Origin of the sequence: Lysinibacillus sp. UGB7, from assembly GCF_049058285.1 — a bacterium.
Lineage (GTDB): Bacteria > Bacillota > Bacilli > Bacillales_A > Planococcaceae > Lysinibacillus > Lysinibacillus sphaericus_B.
The window spans coordinates 67,953-87,481 of the sequence record NZ_JBMGUV010000020.1 but is presented as its reverse complement, the minus strand read 5'-3'; the positions used below and the strand labels follow the sequence as shown (position 1 = coordinate 87,481).

Sequence of the window (19,529 nt, the reverse complement as noted above, 5' to 3'; positions counted from 1 at the left end):
ATGGAAACGGCAAGAAAAAGTTTTATTACGAGTGATATGCTGAAAAGCTCTATGATAGAGTCATTTAAAAAATTTAATCCAGTATATATGATCAAAAATCCTGTTATGTTCGTAGTCGAGATTGGTTTTTTATTTGTTCTATTGTTAACGATTTTCCCTAGCCTTCTAGGAAGTGGGGAAGGAGAACATGATCGGCTTTATAATGCCATTGTCGCGATTATTCTCTTCATTACGATTCTTTTTGCTAATTTCGCAGAGTCTATTGCTGAGGGCAGGGGGAAGGCACAGGTACAAACGTTAAAAAAGACAAATACAGTTACACAAGCACGTGTCCTTTTAGAAGACGGCTCAGAAATCATGAAACAGGCTCACGAACTTAAAAAAGGAGATATTGTGTTAGTTCAGGCAGGTGAAGTTATTCCCAATGATGGCGAAGTAATTGATGGCATTGCCACAGTTGATGAATCAGCCATCACAGGTGAATCTGCACCCGTTGTGAAAGAGCGTGGTGGTGATTTTTGTTCTGTAACTGGGGGAACTACTGTAACAAGTGATTGGCTAATGATTGTAATCAGCTCACTGCCTGGGGAGTCCTTTTTAGATAAAATGATTATGCTCATAGAAGGTGCTAGTCGTAAAAAAACGCCCAATGAAATTGCCCTGAATACACTTTTAGTAAGTTTAACGATGATCTTCTTATTAGTGGTCGTTACACTTTATCCAATGACTGCGTATTTAAATGTGCATATTTCAATTGCTACGTTGATTGCACTTACAGTGTGTTTAATACCGACAACGATTGGTGGATTGCTGTCTGCGATTGGGATTGCAGGAATGGACCGGGTGACACAATTTAATGTCATTGCTATGTCAGGAAGAGCTGTGGAAGCTTGTGGTGATGTAGATACGCTGATATTAGACAAAACAGGAACTATAACGTATGGCAATCGCATGGCATCTGAATTTTTACCTGTGAAAGGTGTCGACCAAAGGGAATTGATGCGAGCTGCATGGCTTAGCTCACTAACAGATGATACACCAGAAGGTAAGTCGATAGTATCATTGGCTTATGATTTAGGTGTGGAGACAAAAGTGGAAGAGCATGTTATTCAATCAAGTGAGCATATTCCGTTTACAGCGCAGACTCGGATGAGTGGCCTGAATATGAAGGATGGCACAATACTTCGTAAAGGTGCTTACGATACGATCAAACAAGAAAGTATTAAAGCAGGTCATAGAATGCCTGCAAACTTGGAACAGCTTGTTCATCAAGTATCTTCTGTTGGCGGAACACCACTTGTTGTGGCAGTGAATAACAAAATCTTAGGTGTTATCTATCTTAAAGACGTTGTAAAGAGTGGCTTAAAGGAGCGTTTTGATCAGCTTCGAGCAATGGGCATAAAAACTATCATGTGCACTGGAGATAACTCACTCACGGCGGCTGCTATTGCTAAAGAGGCGGGAGTGGATAGTTTTATCGCGGAAAGTAAGCCGGAAGACAAGATCAAGGTTATAAGGGATGAACAGGCACTTGGCAAAGTAGTAGCCATGACTGGGGACGGTACAAATGATGCACCGGCATTAGCTCAGGCGAATGTTGGTCTTGCGATGAATTCAGGGACTAATGCAGCAAAAGAAGCAGCAAATATGGTAGATTTAGACTCCAATCCAACTAAAATCATCGAAGTTGTGGAGATAGGCAAGCAATTACTGATGACTAGAGGGGCATTGACTACTTTTAGTATTGCTAATGATGTAGCTAAATACTTTGCCATAATCCCAGCAATGTTGATGGTAGCGGTACCGGAGATGAATGCATTAAATATCATGAATCTCAATTCGCCAACAAGTGCAATCATTGCAGCTTTAATTTTTAATGCGGTGATTATCCCATTTTTAATCCCTATTGCTATGAAAGGGGTAAAGTATAAGCCTATGAGTGCATCCAAATTATTAAACAAGAACTTACTTATTTATGGACTAGGTGGCATAATTGCTCCCTTTATTGGTATAAAGGTGATTGATTTATTAATCGGACCACTATTACACATATTGGGCTTATAGGAGGGCAGTTATATGCATAAATTTATTGAAAACTCGAAACAAGCGCTGATGATTACTTTTACAATGTTCGTATTATGTGGGTTGTTTTATCCATTTGCCGTAACTGGAATTGCCCAAGGGCTATTTTATCATCAGGCAAACGGTAGTTTAGTAGAAATCGATAGCAAAGTAGTTGGTTCTGAGAAGTTAGGTCAGGCCTTTACATCACCAGAGTACTTTTGGGGTCGAGTATCTTCTATTAATTATAATGTTTATACAGAAGAAGATACCATTCCAAATGAAAATGGCGAAACAGCCTATAGTGGTATCAGCTCTGGGACTTTTAACTATGCCCCGTCCAACCCTGAGCTAAAAAAACGAATGGAGTTGGATATTACAGCATTTTTACAAGCTAATTCGACTGTCAAACGTGAAGATATTCCTGCTGATCTGTTAACAGCCTCTGGGTCAGGTCTGGATCCACATATCAGCGTGAAGGCAGCTGAAATTCAAATAGAGCGCATTGCTCGAGCAAGCGGACTTTCGCTAGAGGAGATAGGAGAAATTGTCAAGGCTAATACCGAAAGTCGTGATTTAGGTGTATTTGGTGAGGACAAAGTAAACTTCCTTAAGGCAAACGTGGATCTATATAAAAAAATGACACAAAATGACTAGTAAGCTAATGTAGAAAAAGCCACAAAAATAAAGCCAGTAGAGAAAATATGTCACTTCTCTACCGGCTTTTATATGGATAAGCGAGTTTTCAGCCCGGCTACTCTTGTGAATTTACAAGTATTTTAATATGGTTTTTTTCTTTCATTAATGCTTCAAATCCTTCTGTGACAACTTCATCAAGGCTGATGCGTTTTGTCACAAGCTTGTCAGCAGGGAAGTAACCTTGTGTCATTAACTCCATTACTGCTGGGAAAATATCACGATACGCAATAATTCCTTTTACATTTCGCTCAGACAGAACGATGTTGTTAGGTAGTATGGAAGCCGCCGATTCCCAAATCGAAACGATAATCGTCTCGCCTTCAAATGTAGTAGCGTCAATGGCTTGTTGTAATACGACAGGCACGCCTGTCACTTCAAATGCAACATCTACGCCTCCATTTGTTAACTCATGCAGTCGAGCCACTGCATCTTCATCTTTTGGATTGATGACTGCCGTAGCGCCTAATTCCATGGCTTTTGCTGCACGCTCTGCTGAAAGCTCTACTGCATATATTTCAGATGCGCCCGCTGCGCGAAGGGCTTCAATAACAAGTAGACCGATTGGACCTGTGCCAAAAACCGCCGCTTTGTCCCCAGCTTTTAGTTTACTTTGACGCACTGCATGTAAGGCTACTGCTGCTGGTTCAACTAAAGCGCCTTGTTCATAGGAAAGACCTTGTGGCATTTTGTGTACCATGTGTTCGGCTACCATCGTGTATTCAGAAAAACCACCACCACCGCCAGAAAGACCGTGGAATCCTAAGTGTTTACAAATATTATATTTTCCTTTCTTACAAGCTGCACATTCGCCACATGCAAGAATTGGCTCTACAACTACAGGATCACCTGTTTTTACTTTTGTAACACCTTCACCAATTTCTACAACTTCGCCAGAAAATTCATGGCCCATAACAATTGGCGCAATGTCTTGACTTACATAGTGAGGTTGTTCCACTGGAATAAATATTGGCCCAGCTGCATACTCATGTAAATCACTTCCACAAATACCAGTCCAATGTACTTTGATTTTCACTTTTCCAGGTGCAATAGCTGGTTCTTCAATGTTTTCTACTCGGATGTCTTTTGCTTTATACCATCTTGCTGCTTTCATCAAAAATCAACCTCCTCTATTATCTTACATTTTCTATCATAACATGTGGTAATTCTACAAATCATTAGTATGTGAAAATTGACATAAAAACTACTAAAAGTTTACCTACACTCTTTTACATTTTACACACAGCACATTTTTAATTGCATAATAGCTGTATTTAAAGTAAGTTTGATAAGGGTTAGCGTTGAAACGGTGATAAAAACAAGAGATTAATGATAATCCTTGTGTTTATAGAACGTAAAGATACCTAAATGTACGAATCATGGTACAATAGGTTAGATATTAGGAGGTACGAAATATGTCAAAATATACAGATTATAATTTTCAGCCATTTTTGCAGGACGCAGTAGCAAAACTTGGCTTCACAGAACCAACGCCGATACAAAAAGAAATCATTCCACTTATTCTTAAAGGGAAAAGTGCAATTGGCCAAGCCCACACAGGTACAGGGAAAACACATAGTTTCTTAATTCCGATAGTGCAACGTGTCGATGTGGCAAAACAAGAGGTACAAGCTGTTATTACTTCACCAACACGTGAATTAGCGCAACAAATCTTTGATGCATTAACTCAACTAATTGAAGGAACAGATATTCAAGCGAAATTATTTATTGGGGGTACGGACAAACAACGCTCCATTGATAAGTTAAAAACGCAACCACAAATCGTTGTTGGTACACCAGGACGTATTCGTGATCTTGTGAAAGAGCAAGCGTTATTTGTGCATACCGCACCAATTTTAGTAGTGGATGAAGCAGACTTAGCTTTCGATATGGGCTTTATAGAAGATATCGATGGGTTTGCTTCTCAAATGCCGGACAAGCTTGAAATGTATGTATTCTCAGCAACTATTCCAGAACGTTTGCAACCATTCTTGAAAAAATATATGGAAGCACCAGTTCACGTGCATATGAACGATAAACGCCCTGTAGCAGAAGGCATTGACTTTGTATTAGTACCAATTCGTTCAAAATCACGTAACAAACGTTTACTAGATGTTCTTGAAGGCATCAACCCATTCTTAGCGGTTATCTTTACGAATACACGTAAAACAGCTGAGCACGTAGCGGGCTATTTAACGGAAAATGGTATTCGGTGTGGACAAATTCATGGTGATTTAGCGCCACGTGAACGTAGCCGTATGATGAAGCAAATTCGCGATTTAGATTATCAATATATTGTAGCCACTGACCTTGCTGCTCGAGGAATCGATATTCAAGGGATTTCCCATGTTATTAACTATGAAATTCCGGAAGATTTAGAGTTCTTTATCCACCGTGTTGGCCGTACAGCGCGTGCAGGTAATAAAGGAACAGCCATTACATTATTTGAGCCGTCTGATGAGGATGCATTAGCACGTGTCGAAAAAATGGGTATTCCTTTCGTACAAAAGGACGTAAAAGATGGGGAATGGACAGAACTAAAAGAACGTCATGCCCGTAAAAATCGCGTCAAGCATGAAAATGAAATTGATGCGAAAGCCAAATCGATGGTACGTAAGCCGAAGAAAGTGAAGCCTGGCTATAAACGTAACATGAAATGGGAAATGGATAAAATTAAAAAACGTGAACGTCGTATAAAGGCACGCGGCAAAAAATAAGGAGGTATACTGATGCTACTTGGCTCACATGTTTCAATGAGTGGGAAAGATATGCTACTCGGTTCTAGTAAAGAAGCGCTCTCTTATGGAGCCAATACCTTTATGATTTATACTGGTGCTCCACAAAACACACGTCGTAAACCGATCTCTGATCTTAATATTATGAATGGTTTACTGCATATGAAAGAAAATGGCATGTCTAATATCGTTGTGCATGCTCCCTATATTATTAATATTGCGAACACAGAAAAGCCTGAAACGTTTCGCCTTGGTGTCGATTTCTTGCAATCTGAAATCGAACGTACTGCAGCTTTGGAAGCTAGACAAATTGTCTTGCATCCTGGTGCACATGTTGGCGCAGGGGCAGATGCAGGGATTGCTAAGATTATTGAAGGCTTGAATGAAGTATTAGCACAGGATTTCCCCGTGCAAATTGCCTTAGAAACAATGGCAGGGAAAGGTACAGAATGTGGTCGTTCCTTTGAAGAACTAGCAAAAATCATTGATGGTGTCACACATAACGAACGACTTTCGGTATGTTTTGATACATGTCATACGCATGATGCTGGCTATAATATCGTAGAAGATTTTGATGGTGTGTTAAATGAGTTCGATAAAATCATCGGTGTGGATCGCATTAAAGTACTGCACATTAACGATTCCAAAAATGTTCGTGGTGCCGGTAAAGATCGCCACGAAAATATTGGTTTTGGTCATATCGGTTTCGATGCATTAAAATATGTAGTGCATCACCCTCAATTAATGACGATACCAAAAATTTTAGAAACACCATTTGTCCCATTAAATAGTGATGCGAAATCAAAGTCAGCACCTTATAAATACGAAATTGATATGTTGCGAAGTGAAGAATTCAAACCTGAACTGATCGATGTATTACGTGGATAGGTAAAGAAAAAGCCCGAAATCAGTAGATGTACTGATTTTGGGCTTTGCTTTGTCTATAATGGTCAGCGTGTAAACATCACATTACTTTGTAAATAGGGCTATAAGTTGGCGAGAACGTTTTCTTCCCAACACTGCTTCGACTTCTACAAGTATGTCTTTAGGAATACCTAAAAAAAGCCAAGAAAATGAGAATTGCTCTAAATAAGGACGAAGTTTTTTCACTTCGGAACTACTAATTTCAAAGCCTTCAGCACGTGCAATCGCCACAATTTCCTTATCACTACTTTGAGATAATTGCTGTAAAAATTGAATACTCAAAGCTAACCCTCCTTTTAAGTTTTGTTTTCTTTACAAAAACTGAACTATCATTTATAATTACAACTTGTAAATCGTAATGATTTTGAATTAGAAAGAAGCGAAGATATGAAAAAAACGTTAATTGAAATTGAAAACGTGTCATTTCAATATGACTATACACAAGTATTAAAAAATATTTCTTTTCGAGTGGAGGAAGGAGATTTTTTAGCATTACTTGGTCCTAATGGTTCAGGTAAGTCAACGTTACTAAAAATTATTTTAGGTTTACTGAAGCCAATGTCGGGTGAAATAAAATTATTTAGTGAGCCAAGTGCAACATTCAAGCACCGAGAATGGATTGGTTATGTGTCACAAAAATCCAATGCCTTCAACTCAGGTTTTCCGGCAACTGTACAAGAGGTAGTTAAAAGTGGATTAACAAAAAAAATAGGGCTTTTTAAGCGTTCCGCGCGAGATGCAAAAGATAGAGTGCAAGAAGCATTAAAAGCAGTAGGGATGGAAGACTTTATGAATCGTAATATTGGTGAATTGTCGGGTGGACAACAGCAGCGCGTCTTTATTGCACGAGCTTTGGTGAGTGAGCCAAGTCTACTAATTCTTGATGAGCCAACCGTTGGCATCGACCACGAGAATGTGCAGTCGTTTTATGATATGCTAGCGAAATTGAATCGGGAACAGGGAATTACGATGATTCTTGTCACACATGATGTCGATACAGTTTCGAACCGTATCAGTCATGTAGCGTGTTTAAATCAAACGATTCACTTCCATGGCTATAAAAATGAATTTGATACAATTTCACAGGATGCGCTCGATGCTTGGTACGGCCATTCCGTGAGAAAGATTCACTAAAAGGAGAAGGCGTAATGATTGAAGCAATTTTAAACTATGAATTTTTACAAAACGCCTTTTTCTCAGGGCTTTTAATTGGCATAATTGCACCACTTCTCGGTGTATTCATTGTAGTGCGCAGATTATCGTTAATTGCAGATGCTTTATCACATGTGACACTGGCTGGGATTGCAGGTAGCTTGTATGTAAGTCAATCGTTTGCAATGTTTGCTATGCTTAATCCTATCTATTTAGGTATCTTGGCTTCGGTAAGTGGCTCTATTTTAATAGAACGCTTGCGACGGTTATATAAGCATTATGAAGAGCTAGCGATTCCGATTATTATGTCAGGTGGGATTGGGATTAGTGCGATATTCATTTCACTTGCAAGTGGCTTTAGTACGGATTTAATGAGTTATTTATTCGGCTCGGTGTCAGCTGTATCACGCCAGGATTTATGGGTGGTTGTGGGGATTGCTGTTGTTGTCATTGTCTTTTTATTTTTATTCTTTAAGGAATTATTTGTGCTGTCGTTTGACGAAGAATATGCGAAAGCTAGCGGCCTGCCTGCACGTTGGGTACATCTATTGTTTATGATTGTAACAGCGCTCGTTATTGCTGCAAGCATGCGAATCGTGGGTATTTTACTGGTATCTTCTCTCATGACATTACCAGTTGCAGCAGCAATGCGCCTGGCAAAAGGTTTTAAGCAAACAATCATCTATGCTATTGTTTTTGGTGAAACAGCTGTGTTAATTGGTTTAGTGAGTGCATTTTATTTGGATTTAGCACCCGGTGGTACAATTGTAGTCACTTCGATTTTGATTTTATTACTGGTAATCGTAGTTAAGAAAGTAGTATTCAAATTATCTGCAAAACAAGGGGAGGCAGCACTGTGAATATTTCAAGAGCGTGGGAAATTTTAAAAGAAAACGGCTATAAAAAAACAGATAAGCGTGAATTAATATTAGACATGTTTGCGGCAACGGATAAATATTTAACCGCTCGTGATTTATTAGACGTGCTGAAAAAAGAATTTCCTGGCATGAGCTTTGATACGATTTATCGCAATCTAGCGACTTTTGTGAAGCTTGGCATTTTAGAAGAAACGGAATTATCAGGCGAACGAAATTTTCGTATGCAATGCGAGTCGGAACATCATCACCATCATTTTATTTGTATGGACTGTGGCAATGTCAAAGAGCTGCATCTTTGCCCGATGGAAATGCTCGGAGAAAAACTGCCTAATTATGAAATTGAAAACCATAAATTTGAGATTTACGGAAAATGTCCAAATTGTAAGCACGAAACTCTGTCAAAATAAACTTTGACAGGGTTTTTTATTTGGAAAAGGGGTTGTGAAAAAATAGTTATCGATGTTGTCAGCCAGCGTCGAAAGAGCTGTAAAATAGGCTAAGCGTAATCTGTTATTAATACAAAGGTAAAAATCCGCGTAGACTCCCGCGGATTTTTACCATATAGGAAGACGTGCATTGTTGTTTGAAGGACTAATTAAACAGCCTCTTCAAAAACTAATTAGACAATCTGCGAAGAGCGTCAATTTTTTTACAGTCTATAATAAGCGGTGAAGTTGCTGTTCCATTCTCAAGGAAATAAGCGCAACAATTTTGCGGACTGAAGCTGATAAAAGTCAAGCCAAGGAAGCTACCACCGCCTGACAAGAAGATATCAACTAGAGTTCCAGCCTCTAATTTTCTTAGTTGGTCGCAAATACAACTTCTGCAATTGTTAGCAAATCTGTCTGAGCATTTGTCTTCTTTATGAGAGTGACATTTGTCTTCTTTTTTACAGTGACATTTTTCCTCTTTTTTACAACAATTGCTAGGTTTTTGGCATTTGCAACGATCCCAGTTCATATGTGTTCCATATCGTCTATCCTCCATTTACAAGACCTCCCTTCTCCATAGTAAATGTAAAGCTAAGGCCTTACACTTATAATCTATGATTTATGAAAGAAAGGAGATTGGTAATATGTCCGATAAAGCATTTAAAAAACTATATTTTTCTAAAAAATTATTCTGTTGTATGAATCCCCAAGCTGATAAGGATGCTATAAAATGAGTTTGTTTTCCTACCTCTTTCTTCCTTGTAAAGTTTACCTTCGTTTAACAATTGTATTATTGTACTGAAAATAGGGTGCTAGGCACAGAAGCTTCACACATCTTAAAAGTGGGAGATGGAGCACTTAGATTTTTTAATATTTAATGGGGGATACAAAATTCGAATGGAGAAACGACATAGAGGTGTAATTGATTGTTATAATAATGCCAAAAAACGACGAATGATTTCTTTAAGATAATCATTCGCCGCTGGTTAAATTATAGATGTTTGTTTTGGAATGCTACCATAAAGTCGCGTAGTGCTTCGCAAGCTTCTAAAGGTACTGCGTTATAAGTAGATGCGCGGCAGCCTCCAACTGAACGGTGACCGTTTAACCCGACGAAACCAGCTGCTTTTGCTTCAGCTAAGAATTGTTTTTCTAGCTCCTCATCAGCGACACGGAAAGTGATGTTCATTAATGAACGGCTTTCTGGCGTTGCATGTCCAGTATAGAAGCCATTGCTATTGTCAATGGCGTCGTAAATGACTTTTGCTTTAACTTCATTGTGCTTCGCGATTGCTTCAACGCCGCCTTTAGATTCAACCCATTTCAACACTTCACCTAACATATAAATACCAAATGTCGGAGGTGTGTTGTATAAAGAGTTACTGTCAGCATGTGTTGTGTATTTTAACATTGTTGGAATCTCTTTGTTTGCTTTTTCAAGTAAATCTTTGCGAATAATTACGACTGTAACACCAGAGGGACCAAGATTTTTTTGTGCACCCGCATAGATAATACCAAATTTGCTGATATCAACTGGTTTAGAAAGGATGTCACTAGACATATCGGCTACTAATGGAACATTACCAGTTTCAGGGAAATCATACCACTGTGTACCGTAAATTGTGTTGTTTGACGTGATATGGACATAAGCATCATCTTCATTGAATTGAATATCAGCCAATGCAGGAATATTGCGGTATTTGTTTTCTTTCGTACTTGCTGCTTCAACAGCTAAACCGAAAAATTTCGCTTCTTTGATTGCTTTTTCAGACCAAGAGCCTGATAATACGTAGCTAGCCTTTTGATCAGCCTGTAAGAAGTTCATTGGCACCATCGTGAATTGAAGGCTTGCCCCACCTTGTAGGAATAGTACTTCATAGTTTTCGGGGATGGCATAAAGTTTTTTCAAAAGAGCAATTGCTTCGTTATGTACATCATCAAAAATTGCACTACGGTGGCTCATCTCCATGATCGACATACCTGATTCACGGAAGTTCACTAATTGTTGTTGAGCGTTTTCTAATACTTCTTGCGGTAGTGCAGAAGGGCCTGCGTTAAAATTGTATGCACGTTGTGTCAAAATGGTACACTCCTTATTTTTGTTTGATAAATGCACTTTATAGGATTATAACTTAATTTTCAAGAGAAAAAATAAAATTCTCAATATTTGAGCATAATAGTGCCAGGCACGCACACAATTCAAACACAATCGATACGTTTTTAGGGTTTGCGCTACTTCTGGACAATTCGCCGACTCTTGAAGGAATAGCATAAAACTCAACATAAACATAAAATTTTCGGTATAATTAACTGTGAATATTGAGATAAGGGGTGTTTTAATGTTTACAGTAGAGGAAGCTTGTCTTGTTGTGGTTGATGTACAAGGCAAATTAGCGACAATTGTAGATGACAGTGAGGCTGTCATTCAAAATGTAGCAAAATTAGTACAGGCTATGAACGCACTGGAAGTACCCATTCTATGGCTCGAACAAAATCCAAGTCGTTTAGGTGGCACAGCGCTAGACATTGCACAGCACCTACAGGGGCAACCGATTGCTAAAATAGCCTTTAGTGCATGTCAGGAGGATGTTTTTGTCGATGCAATGAAGGCAAGCGGCCGTACACAGTTTATTGTGACAGGTATCGAAACACATATTTGTGTGTACCAAACAGCAAGACAGTTAAAAGAGCAGGGCTTTGAGGTCGAGGTTGTAGTGGATGCCGTATCTTCACGAACAAAGGCGAACAAAGAGATTGGCCTTGAAAAATTGAAGGCACTAGAGATTTTGCCGACGAGTACAGAAATGATTCTATATGAGCTACTTCAAAGAGCGGATCATGCACATTTTAAAACAGTATTACAACTCATTAAATAAGTTTTTAGATTGATGACAAAAGGTATTCGGAATGATCACATGCCGAATACCTTTTGAAATTTTATCAGAAATAGTAGTTTGAATAACCCCTATTAGCAACGACAGTAGTACGCTACGAATAACTATTTTCTTCCATTTTTGGTCTTTGCGATGTCCAAAATGAAGCCATGCCTGCAAAAGCGTCCGCCGTAGCGGAAAGCAACGGGTTCATATATACTTCAATGTTTAAAAGAAAAAAACTGTAAACAACTCAATTTTTTGAGTTTGTCTATAGTTTAAACTCATCAATACGATGAGTTTTTTGTATTTTAAGCGGGCATCTCTGTTGGAGTTGGTTTGGCATAGCCATTTTTATAAGTGTCATCGATCGTTTGACGAATTTCTTTTAGGCTCATACCGTCTTTATGCATTTTTGCTGATTGTAGGGCAATTTCTAAACATACCATACAACGGGTACCATGATCATCCCACACCATTGTCCCATCTTCACGTTTTTCTTGAATGAAGCAGTTCAAATTACTTTTATGCCCAGCGGATTCACCGCAACCACAGTAACATGGCATCCATTCTAGAATCTCTGTTGATTGACCAGCAATTTGATACACCAGTCGAATATTTTCTGACTGACTATCTAAAAAAGATGGTAGCACATCAGCACCGGCAGTTTCCTCCTGAATATCTCCAGAAGCATGATCATGCCCGTCATGTGAGCTTTCACTTTGTGATTCGGTTGGTTGTTGTTCAATTACTTGTTTTTCTTCTCCACATGCACTTAAAACGAGTAATGCCATAACAAAAATAGATGTAAGTTTTTTCAAAGATAGCGCCTCCTACATGTTTACAATGCTTCCATTATATCATCGTTCGACTGAACATATATAGAAGACAAGGACGATTATCAATGAAATATATCTGAACCACGTGTTTTGTTCATTAAAAGTTCCATTTTTTCGCTCAATAATTTTTTTAAGAAGAAACCAAACAGTATAAAGAATAACCAAAACCCTAGTAAAAAAGTGAGATCTATCCAAACTTTTGTCCATATGATGCCACCAACTGCCTCACGCATCATTTCAATTGCGTAGGTAAAAGGTAAAAATGGGTTTAGGGATTGAAAAAACTTTGGTAATAATTCAACAGGGTATGTGCCACCTGAACCTGCAATTTGCAAGACCAGCATAACAATCGCTAATGCTTTGCCCACATTTCCAAATACAGACACAAGCGTGTAGACCACTGTGACAAATACAATGCTAATAACAAGACCAAATAATATAAAATAATAGGGCGCACTGATTGAACCGTCTAGCATGATAACATCACCAATTGTAATGATAAGTGTTTGAATAAAGGAAAGAGTAGTAAATGTTAGTAAGCGGCCAAAATATACTTCACGCACACTATAGAGCTCTGTCTGGTGGATATTCACTGCAAGAAGTGATATCAATAATAAACAACCAACCCAAATAGATAACACTGTATAAAAAGGTGTCATAGCTGTTCCGTAATTAGCGATGGGGAACATTCTATGTTCTTCTAGTTTAATGGGTTCTTCAAAGAAATCTCGTTCGGCATTAACATCATTTTTTAATAATTGCACGATTTCGGATAGATCTGCTTCATTTTCAAGTGTTCTGAGCTTATTTGCCAGTTCGATAATTTTTTTGCTTAACGTAGGAAAATCTGATTGTGCAACAGCAAGGGTATTATTTGCGGTAGCTAATGTTTTTTGCGCATTGGTTAATAATTGTGAGGCCTGTGGAATAATTGTTTGTACCTTTGTCAGCATGGAGGAGGCATTTGTTAATGTATTTTTTGCAGTTGTCAAAGTCGTTTGAATTTGTGGCTCTAGCTGATTAACGTAGTAACTAAGAAATTCATTTATTCGATTTGCTGCGTTTTGTGCGACCAGTTGTACATCAGCGACGTCTTTTTTTATCGTCTCCGCATCTACATGACCCAACTGCTGTAAATTTCCAGATAGCTCTATTAGGTTAGATTTTAGCTGATTTAAGGCAGTTAGTGAGCTGAAGGAATAATCGCTTATACTAGGATTAACTTGCAAATTGCCTTGAAGGGTTTCAAGCTGTTGTATAATTTGCTTACTTGCTAACGGATGAATGACATCTTGTGAATCAGTTTGTTGAAGTGAAGTAAGCACGTTTTGTAAATCTTTTTCAAGTTGTTGTCGAGTCGCAGTCTCCGCTTGGGTTAATTTTTTTAATGCCTCGAGTGTTTGAATGCTGCTATTTACTTTCTGCAGAGACAAATTTACTTGGTTTTGAAGGTCCTCTTTGGCTTGCGTTAAACCAGATGTATCTAAATTGGCATGTTCTAGTTTTTCAAAAAGCTGGGTAAATTGATTTGCTATATTTTTTACGGTTTGTAAATCCTTTTTGACAATAGGAGATATTTTATTGAACACCGCTTCGGCCTCATTAATAAGATGTAAGCCTTTTTGAACAGTTGTAATTCCATCAGTTGTCATTTTTTGAACTTCAGGGATTTGCGTTGTAGCTTGATTCATTAATTTTTCTGCTTTTTGCGCATCTTTAGATGTTTGAATTAGAAATGATTCAATATCTGGCAGATGTTGTTCGATGGTGAAAATATAGTTTTCAAATTTTCTAAAGTCTGGGATGTCTTGTTCCATTTCAACGCCAAGTGTATTGAAAATAGAAAAAAGTGTTCCATTGACGGTGGATATAAATTCACTGGAAACTTGTTGGGTTAAAACACTGGCTCCTTTACTAGTAATTTTGGGCGCAATCGGATTAATTTTTTCATTTACATAATAATCGATGTGCGCTTTTGTCGGTTTATCAGTAAGAATTGACGTCAGCTTTTCGGAAAAATCAGTTGGAACAATGATGACTGCAAAATAGTCGCCGTTATTTAAGTCAGCGACAGCCTTTTGCCTTGAAGTAAATTGCCAGGCAAAATTTTTATTGGCATTTAAATTAACGGTTAATTCCTTTCCGATATTTATATCTTCTCCCTTTACAGTTGCTCCGGTGTCTTCATTGACAACGGCAATCTTCATATTTGCTGTATGAGCATAAGGGTCCATCGAGGCGTAAATATTAAGCCAGGCATAAAGAGAAGGTAAAAAGATGAGTCCACCAATAATGACAGCAACTACCCAGTTTGTTAATATGTTATGGATATCATTTTTATAAATTTTGAAAACATGATGGAAAGTGTGTTTCATAGCTACATTTCACTCCAAATTCATTTTGAGCATTTATAGGTAGTAGTTTTCCAAAAAACATCTGAATTATGTTTGAATAGTGAGAAATCTTAAGTTCAAAGACTAATTAGTTTACTAGGATTTCAAAACACTTTATAATCAATTCCGGATACACTAAAACTAGGATGTTTTAGTGTGAAAAAGGAGGAGCTTGTCCATTGAAAAAGCTATTAATTATCGGATCGATTATTGTTGTATTATTTGCAGCGGTGATTGTGCTAACAAATGTGTCTAACAATAACAAACTATCGAGTGGAAATAACCCCTACGGTGACAAAAAATTAAAACAAGAAACAATTGACCAATTGGATGATGAAAATTACCAAAACATTATGCTCCCTGACGAGCTAGAAGCAAAAATCGAAGCAGGTGAAGATGTGAATGCTTATTTCTTCAGTCCAATTTGTGTGCACTGTCAAGCTTTCACACCTAAGTTAATGCCAATTGCTGATGAGCTTGGTGTCGATATTGCGCAAATAAATGTCTATGAGTATGATGAGTTATGGGATAAATACGGCATTAAAGCAACACCAACATTCATCCGTTTTGAAGATGGCAAAGAGGTAAATCGTTTCGAAGGTGCGTTACAAGAGGAAGACTTACGTGCATTCTTTAATTCAGAAGTATTAAAAAAATAGCTTTACAAAGTCACTGTCCAAAATTTACTTTTGGACAGTCTTTTTTCTTTTAAAATAGAACTATCTATATGAACCCGTTGCTTTTCACTACGGCGGGCGCTTTTCGCGGGCATGGCGTCAGTCTCCTCGTCGCTACGCTCCTGCGGGGCCTTCAGCTCATGCTATTCCCGCAGAAGTCGCCGCCTGCGCTCCAAGCAACTCGTGTACGTCTAAAAATGATTGTGGTGATGGATAGGATGATGAAAAATAGCACCATTTGATCAATTAGACATGCTGCCCAATTGATCAAATGGTGACTGAAGACTCTATATGAACCCGTTTCTTTCCGCTACAGCGAACGTTTTTCGCGGGCATGGCTTCAGTCTCCTAGTCGCTCCGCCACCTGCGCTCCAACCAACTAGTGCAGGTCTATCGATGACAATTATGAACGTCGCATTAAAGATTCAGCTATATTTAAACAGATTTTCTATCGCATCTTAAAAGAAATCGTGTATGCAGGATATGTGTCCTTTTATTTCCAGGAAATTTCGAAAAACTAACCACAAAAGACGAGAGTACCATTGTCGATGCCTTTTGAAGGCTGGCTCTTTCTTTGGCGTCACTTTAAAGAATGATAGAGTAAGCTAGAATAGACCTGTTGATTGTGGAATGTGTGGAGATTGCTTGGACTTTTAGTTGTAAAAAGCATTCTATCTTGTCATGTTTTTTGTAGTGTATACTATACATACTGATGAATTGTAAACTGGGGGAAAGATGTATGACAATGGATGATTATTTTTACAATGGAGAGTTGATGAGATGTTATGAAATGGCAAAGCAAGTAGCTGAAGGACCTGACAAGGCAATAGCTGATAAATATATTGCTTTACTTGAGGGGTATGATTTTGCGAAATATCCAAAGCCAACACTTTCAGTAGAAATACAGCATGGTGAACGAGCTGATGAAAGCTATCCTGAATCAGCTGTTGTCGTAGAAATTCGTGCTATAAAGGATGAGGCTGCATTTGCGAAGCGTGTGAAAGAACTTGAGGAAATGGCGAAAACGGGCACAGCGAACGAAAAGGCGCAATCCTTCTTTACTCAGGGCGAGCTATTCCTATTTGCCCATCATTATAATGAAAGTGTGCATTGTTTCAAACAGGCAGTGACGGAGAATCCAAATAAGGGATTATATTGGGGGATAACGGGTCAAACGATGCATCGCTTTGGCTGGATGCCGTTTGATGCACTCGGTTATTTAGAGCAAGCAATTATTCTTGATCCAACAAATGCACGTTGGAAGTGGAATAAGGCACTCGTTCTTATCCAATTAGCAAAAGATTTACAAATGGCTCCTTTTATAGCGAATGCCGCTATTACATTAGAGGAAGCACTTGCTGATTGTGTTGAGCATCAGCTATCGTTAAAAGAGGCTATCCAAAATACCATTACCAATATGGATAGCTATGTATTTTCATAAATTAAAGCGCCATGACTGTCCAAAAATATTGGACGGTTATCATGACAATGCGTACATAGAAACGCTTGTAGGCGAGTAAGACAATAGAAACAAGCAGGATTACCGTCGATTAAGCAGTTGACCTTTTATTGAGTCAGCTATTTGGTTGAGATGAGCCAGGATGTCCTTGAGTTTCATTGTTATTCCAACAACCACGTGTAAAAGCCTAAACGTTGCCCGTTTATTTATGTTCTACAATCATGGTATGATAGATGTGAAATGATTTGTAGATATAAAGGACGGGTTTTTATAATGGCACAAGAAGTGGCGAATAAATTTATAGAAAATGTATGTAACCATTTAGTTCGAAACATGAATATTACCCAGGTCGAACAGCATTTTAAAGAGACCATTACAATGCAGCGAGAGTCTGTGCAATCACAAACCGCTTTTTGGGATATGCTGATGATGAATATGCTATATTTCACAGAAAATGAGCAAATTTGGGAAAAAGAATTTTTAAAAATGCTTGTAAAAAAACAGTGGTTAAAGCCAACTGTACTTGAAGAAGAGCTACTGATGCACCAAATGCGTATTCGTCAGCAAGTTGCTGAACAAATGGATACAGCAAAGGAATTGTTCCATCAACAGTATGAAACGCAAGGCTTAACAGAAGAAGATATCGTTTATGATTATGCCTATAGTTCAGCAGGACATTCAATGCGCATGGATTTATTGACGGTGCTAGTATCTACTCCAGAACAATCGAAGGTACTTTTTGATGCCGAGCCACAGGAAACAATTCGTATTATCAATGGTTATATTGCTTATCATACAGATGGTCTCATCAACAAAACCAAATTAATGTAATGATATTGACTCCCTTCCTTTGTGCAGTGGAGTCTTTTTATTGCAGTGAGTCTTACAAATGCTGAAGTAGGAGTAAGATTTACGTTTTTAGATGAGATAAGAAGTAAATAAACCAACATTTGTGCAGGATAATAATTGAGTATGGTAAAATAGTAGTAATGTTATTTGAAAGGAATTTTGCCCATGAATACACCATTTACATTTAAACATTCACAACCGTCCAATATGGACCCACATAAAAAATACCCAGCAATCTTTTTACTGCATGGTATGGGCAGTAATGAGCATGACTTGCCGCAATTAGTGCAAAATTTCAAAGAGCAGTGCCATATTTTTAGCTTACGTGGTCCAATTACACAAAAGCCAGGCTATGCATTTTTTACGATACAAGAAGTCGGTAAGCCAGATCGTGCAATTTTCGATCAGGTGTTAGTGGCTCTACAACGTTTTATGCTTGAAGCGATTGAAGAATATCAAATCGATCCACATAAAGTTTACGTAGTAGGCTTTAGTCAAGGTGCAGTTTTAGCGCAATCCCTGGCTTTCGTCATGGGGAATTTAATTCGTGGTGTTGTAGCACTTAGTGGATACATGCCGAAATTTGTAACAGAAGAGTACGCTATTCGTCCAATCAATCATCTACAAATATTTATCTCACATGGTGATTATGATTACGTTATACCATCTCAGTGGGGCGTTGAGAGCAAGGAAATGTTTGAACAATTTGGTGCACGTGTAACATTCAAGCAGTATCCAGATGGGCACGGTGTCACACCAGAAAATATGCAGGATTTAGGTGTGTTTTTAGCAAAAGAATTACTAGACAACGTGCATTAAATGACAAAAAACAGGGTGTCTCAAATGATTATGATTTGAGATACTCTGTTTTTATGTGATAGTGGTGTTCTTTTTATTAATGGATAATAGACAACCTCAAAAAACTGAGTTTGTTTACAGTCTCTCTTCTTTTAAATATAGAAGTATCTAAATGAACCCGTTGCTTTCCGCTACAGCGGACGCTTTTCGCGGGCATGGCTTCAGACGATGGCTTCAGACTCCTCGTCGCTACGCTCCTGCGGGGCCCTCAACGCATGCGATTCCCGCAGAAGTCGCCGCCTGCGCTCCAATCAACTAGTGTACGGTTATAAAGATGATGGATAGGATGAAGAAATATAAATAATGAACGACAACAATTAGAAGTGCTGACAATAGACCAAATAGTGCCTGAAGACCATTTTGTACGCAAATTGGAAGCTGCTATTGATCTTAATTTTATCTATCCATTAGTAGCAAATATAGAAGTATATACATGAACCCGTTTCTTTCCGCTACGGTGGATGCTTTTCGCGGGCATGGCTTCAGACTCCTCGTCGCTACGCTCCTGCGGGGCATTCAGTTCATGCTATTCTTTGCAGAAGTCGCCGCCTACGCGCCAATCAACTCGTGTACGTCTATAAATGATGGAGGTGATGGATAGGTTGACGAACAATAGTAATAGTGAACGATATATCATTAGAAATGCTGACAATGGACCAAATGGTGCCTGAAGACCAGTTAGTACGTAAATTGGAAGCTGCTAT

18 protein-coding genes are annotated in these 19,529 nt (G+C 38.4%); 12 read left to right on the top strand and 6 right to left on the bottom strand.

The features are described 5' to 3' along the window. Together kdpB and kdpC are read left to right on the top strand one after the other, a co-directional pair. Entirely contained in the window at positions 1 to 2,064 is a 2,064-nt protein-coding gene (kdpB, locus tag ACOMCU_RS17805; RefSeq protein ID WP_421050904.1) for a potassium-transporting ATPase subunit KdpB, read from the top strand. 12 nt (positions 2,065 to 2,076) lie between these two features. Further along, positions 2,077 to 2,718, top strand: coding sequence for a potassium-transporting ATPase subunit KdpC (gene kdpC / locus ACOMCU_RS17800; protein WP_010859878.1), 642 nt, complete (start codon positions 2,077 to 2,079; stop codon positions 2,716 to 2,718). 97 nt (positions 2,719 to 2,815) lie between these two features. Here the strand turns inward: kdpC and ACOMCU_RS17795 are convergent, their stop codons facing one another. Continuing rightward, positions 2,816 to 3,871: a 2,3-butanediol dehydrogenase gene (locus ACOMCU_RS17795; RefSeq protein ID WP_421050910.1), complete on the bottom strand. Its 1,056-nt coding sequence runs from the start codon at positions 3,869 to 3,871 to the stop codon at positions 2,816 to 2,818. 301 nt (positions 3,872 to 4,172) lie between these two features. On the opposite strand from ACOMCU_RS17795, the gene ACOMCU_RS17790 reads away from it, so the two are divergent. Together ACOMCU_RS17790 and ACOMCU_RS17785 are read left to right on the top strand one after the other, a co-directional pair. Next, on the top strand, positions 4,173 to 5,474 hold the full coding sequence (locus ACOMCU_RS17790; protein WP_010859876.1) for a DEAD/DEAH box helicase: 1,302 nt from the start codon (positions 4,173 to 4,175) through the stop codon (positions 5,472 to 5,474). A 12-nt stretch (positions 5,475 to 5,486) separates the two neighbouring features. After that, positions 5,487 to 6,380, top strand: coding sequence for a deoxyribonuclease IV (locus tag ACOMCU_RS17785; protein ID WP_010859875.1), 894 nt, complete (start codon positions 5,487 to 5,489; stop codon positions 6,378 to 6,380). Positions 6,381 to 6,461: 81 nt separating this feature from the next. Here ACOMCU_RS17785 and ACOMCU_RS17780 read toward each other — a convergent pair whose 3' ends face one another. Continuing rightward, on the bottom strand, positions 6,462 to 6,698 hold the full coding sequence (locus ACOMCU_RS17780) for a hypothetical protein (RefSeq protein WP_010859874.1): 237 nt from the start codon (positions 6,696 to 6,698) through the stop codon (positions 6,462 to 6,464). Between the two features lie 105 nt (positions 6,699 to 6,803). On the opposite strand from ACOMCU_RS17780, the gene ACOMCU_RS17775 reads away from it, so the two are divergent. From ACOMCU_RS17775 to ACOMCU_RS17765, 3 genes are read left to right on the top strand one after another with little or no spacing between them, the layout of a single operon-like run. Beyond that, positions 6,804 to 7,550 (top strand): metal ABC transporter ATP-binding protein, encoded by a 747-nt coding sequence (locus ACOMCU_RS17775; protein ID WP_010859873.1) that lies wholly within the window; start codon positions 6,804 to 6,806, stop codon positions 7,548 to 7,550. 14 nt (positions 7,551 to 7,564) lie between these two features. Beyond that, positions 7,565 to 8,428, top strand: coding sequence for a metal ABC transporter permease (locus ACOMCU_RS17770; protein ID WP_010859872.1), 864 nt, complete (start codon positions 7,565 to 7,567; stop codon positions 8,426 to 8,428). Next, the gene (locus ACOMCU_RS17765) at positions 8,425 to 8,853 is read left to right on the top strand and encodes a Fur family transcriptional regulator (RefSeq protein ID WP_010859871.1); all 429 of its coding nucleotides are present in this window, start codon (positions 8,425 to 8,427) and stop codon (positions 8,851 to 8,853) included. The genes ACOMCU_RS17770 and ACOMCU_RS17765 overlap by 4 nt, the downstream gene beginning before the upstream one ends. A gap of 208 nt (positions 8,854 to 9,061) precedes the next feature. Here the strand turns inward: ACOMCU_RS17765 and ACOMCU_RS17760 are convergent, their stop codons facing one another. Next, on the bottom strand, positions 9,062 to 9,433 hold the full coding sequence (locus tag ACOMCU_RS17760) for a hypothetical protein (RefSeq protein ID WP_010859870.1): 372 nt from the start codon (positions 9,431 to 9,433) through the stop codon (positions 9,062 to 9,064). Between the two features lie 435 nt (positions 9,434 to 9,868). Continuing rightward, positions 9,869 to 10,957 carry a 3-phosphoserine/phosphohydroxythreonine transaminase gene (gene serC / locus ACOMCU_RS17755; RefSeq protein WP_010859869.1) on the bottom strand — a complete coding sequence of 363 codons (1,089 nt, stop codon included), beginning with the start codon at positions 10,955 to 10,957 and terminating at the stop codon, positions 9,869 to 9,871. A 259-nt stretch (positions 10,958 to 11,216) separates the two neighbouring features. Here serC and ACOMCU_RS17750 point away from each other — a divergent pair, with 259 nt between their 5' ends. Beyond that, the gene (locus ACOMCU_RS17750; RefSeq protein ID WP_010859868.1) at positions 11,217 to 11,753 is read left to right on the top strand and encodes an isochorismatase family protein; all 537 of its coding nucleotides are present in this window, start codon (positions 11,217 to 11,219) and stop codon (positions 11,751 to 11,753) included. 308 nt (positions 11,754 to 12,061) lie between these two features. Here the strand turns inward: ACOMCU_RS17750 and ACOMCU_RS17745 are convergent, their stop codons facing one another. Then, positions 12,062 to 12,571: a PCYCGC motif-containing (lipo)protein gene (locus ACOMCU_RS17745; RefSeq protein ID WP_010859867.1), complete on the bottom strand. Its 510-nt coding sequence runs from the start codon at positions 12,569 to 12,571 to the stop codon at positions 12,062 to 12,064. Between the two features lie 80 nt (positions 12,572 to 12,651). Next, complete coding sequence (locus ACOMCU_RS17740) at positions 12,652 to 14,964, bottom strand: YhgE/Pip family protein (protein ID WP_421050902.1); 2,313 nt, start codon at positions 14,962 to 14,964, stop codon at positions 12,652 to 12,654. A 197-nt stretch (positions 14,965 to 15,161) separates the two neighbouring features. Here ACOMCU_RS17740 and ACOMCU_RS17735 point away from each other — a divergent pair, with 197 nt between their 5' ends. From ACOMCU_RS17735 to ACOMCU_RS17720, 4 genes are all read left to right on the top strand, one after another. Next, positions 15,162 to 15,641 (top strand): thioredoxin family protein, encoded by a 480-nt coding sequence (locus tag ACOMCU_RS17735; RefSeq protein ID WP_010859865.1) that lies wholly within the window; start codon positions 15,162 to 15,164, stop codon positions 15,639 to 15,641. Between the two features lie 757 nt (positions 15,642 to 16,398). Then, on the top strand, positions 16,399 to 17,100 hold the full coding sequence (locus ACOMCU_RS17730; RefSeq protein WP_421050901.1) for an O-linked GlcNAc transferase: 702 nt from the start codon (positions 16,399 to 16,401) through the stop codon (positions 17,098 to 17,100). 291 nt (positions 17,101 to 17,391) lie between these two features. Further along, complete coding sequence (locus ACOMCU_RS17725) at positions 17,392 to 17,949, top strand: hypothetical protein (protein ID WP_010859863.1); 558 nt, start codon at positions 17,392 to 17,394, stop codon at positions 17,947 to 17,949. Positions 17,950 to 18,132: 183 nt separating this feature from the next. Continuing rightward, on the top strand, positions 18,133 to 18,786 hold the full coding sequence (locus tag ACOMCU_RS17720) for an alpha/beta hydrolase (protein WP_421050900.1): 654 nt from the start codon (positions 18,133 to 18,135) through the stop codon (positions 18,784 to 18,786). Positions 18,787 to 19,529: the final 743 nt, after the last annotated feature.